3 protein-coding genes are annotated in these 3,259 nt (G+C 67.8%); 2 read left to right on the forward strand and 1 reads right to left on the reverse strand.

The features are described from left to right. Positions 1-3 precede the first annotated feature (3 nt). Positions 4-450, reverse strand: a complete 447-nt coding sequence (locus ACIOFR_RS41940) for a hypothetical protein (protein WP_401006053.1) — start codon at positions 448-450, stop codon at positions 4-6. 326 nt (positions 451-776) lie between these two features. Between ACIOFR_RS41940 and ACIOFR_RS41945 the strand changes: the two genes are divergently transcribed. Both ACIOFR_RS41945 and ACIOFR_RS41950 read left to right on the forward strand, forming a co-directional pair. After that, positions 777-2,300, forward strand: a complete 1,524-nt coding sequence (locus ACIOFR_RS41945; protein ID WP_401006055.1) for an ISL3 family transposase — start codon at positions 777-779, stop codon at positions 2,298-2,300. After that, positions 2,186-3,259, forward strand: a 1,074-nt coding sequence (locus tag ACIOFR_RS41950; protein ID WP_401006057.1) for a glycine betaine ABC transporter substrate-binding protein, incomplete at its 3' end; no start/stop codon positions are given. The genes ACIOFR_RS41945 and ACIOFR_RS41950, both read left to right, overlap by 115 nt.

The raw sequence follows: 3,259 nt of genomic DNA on the forward strand, positions 1-3,259 counted from the left end.
TGATCAGGAACTACGCACCCGGCATTGCCGGCCTCCATTCTGCGAGTTCACTCGCCATACGCGACTTCGTGTCGCACCGCCCCAGTCGAACTGCAGCCACCGCCCGGGCTCGGGGATCCACGGGCGGTAGGTCCGCCGCTTGCCCGCCTTCCACGCGGTCTTCGCCGCGTTCACTGCCCGCCGGGTCGAGCGGGCACTGCCCGGGTAGCCCATCTTCACGAGCTTGTCGTGGACCACGTCGGCGCGGATCGTCGCCTTGGACTGCTCGATCCACTCCTCGATCTTCTCCAGGAACGCGTCGATCATCTTCGGCCGCGGCTCGCGCTCATACGGGTTGCGCCCGCTGGCGCGGGCCTCGACATACCGCTTGACCGTCTTCGGGTCGTGCCCTGTCAGGGTGGCCGCCGACCAGACCGTCTCGGTCAGGTCGTACGCCTCAAAGATTTCCATGATCTCTCTGTCAGACTTCGTCACAGGACCTCTCCGGCTGGTTGCTGTTGCTTCGCAAACACCAGCAAACCGGACGGAGAGGTCTCCTTCAGTTGAGGAAGCGATCAGGAACACCGCAGGCCGGACGGCCATCCACCTGGATTTCCGGTGGCCATCAGTCGGGACTCAACTGGCCACACACCGGGACTTTGCCAGGTTCTGATCCACTCTCTGTGGAGCGATGACGGTACGTCACCTGACCATGGGAAGATCAGCGTCCGTGTGACTACAGCGCGTTCTGGACGGCCTTCTCCCACCTGGCTCCCGTAACCGTCGAGGAGGTCGTCGTGGCCTCCGAGACCGTGTTCTTCTCGGCGCGGAGTTCGACCCGGCAGGCGGCCTGCCCCGGGTGCGGCACGGTCTCCGACCGTGTCCACGGCGGCTACCGGCGGCGCCTGGCCGATCTTGCGGTAGCCGGCCGATCGGCGGTGATCGACCTGCTGGTCCGCCGGTTCGTGTGCCCGGTGGCATCGTGCCCGCGCGGGACGTTCGCGGAACAGATAGCCGGCCTGACCGAGCCCTTCGCCCGGCGGACCCCGCCGCTTCGGCAGGCACTGGAGAAAGTCGCCCTGGCGTTGGCCGGCCGGCCGGCGGCCCGGCTGGCGAAGCATCTGTCCCTCCCCGCCAGTCCGAACTCCCTGCTCAGGCTGCTACGACGGCTTCCCGACAAGACGTCCGGCACTGCTCCGCGTGTGCTGGGCGTGGACGACTTCGCATTCAAGAAGGGCCACGTCTACGGCACGATCCTGATCGACATGGAATCGGGCGACCGCGTCGACGTCCTGCCCGACCGCACCTCCGAGACACTCGCCGCGTGGCTGCGCGAGCACCCCGGCACCGAGGTCGTCTGCCGGGACCGCGCCAGCGCCTACGCGGAGGCCGTCCGCACCGCAAGCCCCGGCGCCGTCCAGGTCGCGGACCGCTTCCACCTGTGGAAGAACCTCTGCGAGGCGGTCGAGAAGTGCGTCGCCCAGCACCGCAAGTGCCTCGCCGAACCCACCACCGGCGCGACCGCCGAACCCACGGTCACGGAGGCCGACGACACACCGCAGCCCGTGGCGGGCCGCCGCGCGATCAAACGGCGCGAGCGCCACGCCGCGGTACACGCCCTCTACGACAAGGGCGTGCAGATCCAGGTCATCGCCGACACGCTCCACCTGGACCGCAAGACGGTGACCCGCTACGCGCACGCGGCCACCCCTGAAGAAGCGTCCCTCGCCACCGGCTCCCGCAGCTACGGCCAGGTCCACGCCTATACGCCCCACCTGCACCGGCGCTGGAACGAGGGCTGCACCGACGCGGCACGGCTCCACGCGGAGATCGTCGAGCTCGGCTACCGCGGCAGCAAGCGGACCGTCCGCCGTCACCTGCAGGAGATACGAGCCAGCGGCAAACCCGCACCCGACAAGCCCCAAGAGCTCACCGTCCGGAAGGCAACCTGGCTGATCACCGCGCACCCCGACAAGGTCGACGAGAGCAAGGCGCTCAAGCTCAAGCAACTCCTCTCCCGCTGCCCGGAGTTGGAAGCTGCCGCGGAATGCGTGCGCGAGTTCGCCCAGATGATGACCGAACGCCAGGGCAGCAAGCTCGACGGATGGCTCGCCCGCGCCGAGAGCACCGGGATGAAGCCGCTGCAGAGCCTGGCTCGCGGCCTGCGGCAGGACTTCGATGCCGTCACCGCCGGACTCACCCTGGAGTGGAGCTCGGGCAGGGTCGAGGGCAACGTCAACAGGGTGAAACGGATCAAGAGGGACGGATACGGTCGAGCCGGCTTCGATCTCCTCCGCCGCCAGATCCTCCTGGCGGACTGACGGACGTCATCCTGTGTCATCGCTCCACAGAGAGTGGATCAGAACCCTTTGCCACGGCCGCCGACAACATCGCACTCTCCTTCCACCGAGCCGTTGCAGGCGTGGTCCGCCACCTGTTGGAATCGCACGGCCATCACGTGACCACTGTCGAAGCTCCCCACCAGGAGATCTTCGCCCTCCAGGCCCGCGGATCTGTCGATGTCCTGGTCTCCGCGTGGCTGCCCGGAAGCCACGGCGCGTACCTGGCCCCCTACCGGAACCAGGTGGTCGTGCTGGAACCCACCTACCGGCCCTACTGCACCTGGAGCGTCCCGCCCTACGTTCCACCAGCCCTTGTCGCCGAGATCACCGACCTCGCCCGCCCCGAGATCGCCGCACGCATGGCGGTCAACATCCAGGGCATCAATCCCGGTGCCGGAATCAGCCGGTTCTCCGTCCGAATGATCAGCGAATACGGACTCGACCGGCTCGGATACACCTTCACACCCGGTACCGAGAAGGAGTTCATCTCTCACGTGGAAGCGGCGATCGCACGTGAGGACTGGTTTGTCACGCCACTGTGGCGCCCGCAGTACCTCAACCGGCGCCACCGCCTACGCGCCCTCGGTGATCCGAAGGACCTGCTCGGCGGCGTCGACGCGGCCTCCACTGTGATCCGCCTGGACGCCGCCGAGCGGATCGTCCCCGCCGCCATGACGGCTCTGAAACGGCTCAGTTTGGGCAACGACGGCGTCGAGCTGCTGGACGAGATGATCGCGGTAGCCGGGTTGTCTCCACTGGAAGCCGCCCAACGCCACCTGCTCGCCCGCCGAGACCGAGGCGGAGGCCACGGCCAGGAAGGAAGAGCCGAAAACCGGAAGCCGGGACCGGGGCCGGTGCGGATCTTGGTGAGGATCCGCCAGGCCTTCAGGTTCGCGAAGCCGTGTTCGACCGGGGAGCGTGCGGCGGCCAGGATCTGG

Source organism: Kitasatospora sp. NPDC088346 (assembly GCF_044740765.1).
Classification (GTDB): domain Bacteria; phylum Actinomycetota; class Actinomycetes; order Streptomycetales; family Streptomycetaceae; genus Kitasatospora.

Coding starts and splice junctions, on each gene's coding strand:
- ACIOFR_RS41940 (WP_401006053.1), bottom strand. CDS start 450: ATGGAAATCTTTGAGGCGTACGACCTGACCGAGACGGTCTGGTCGGCG.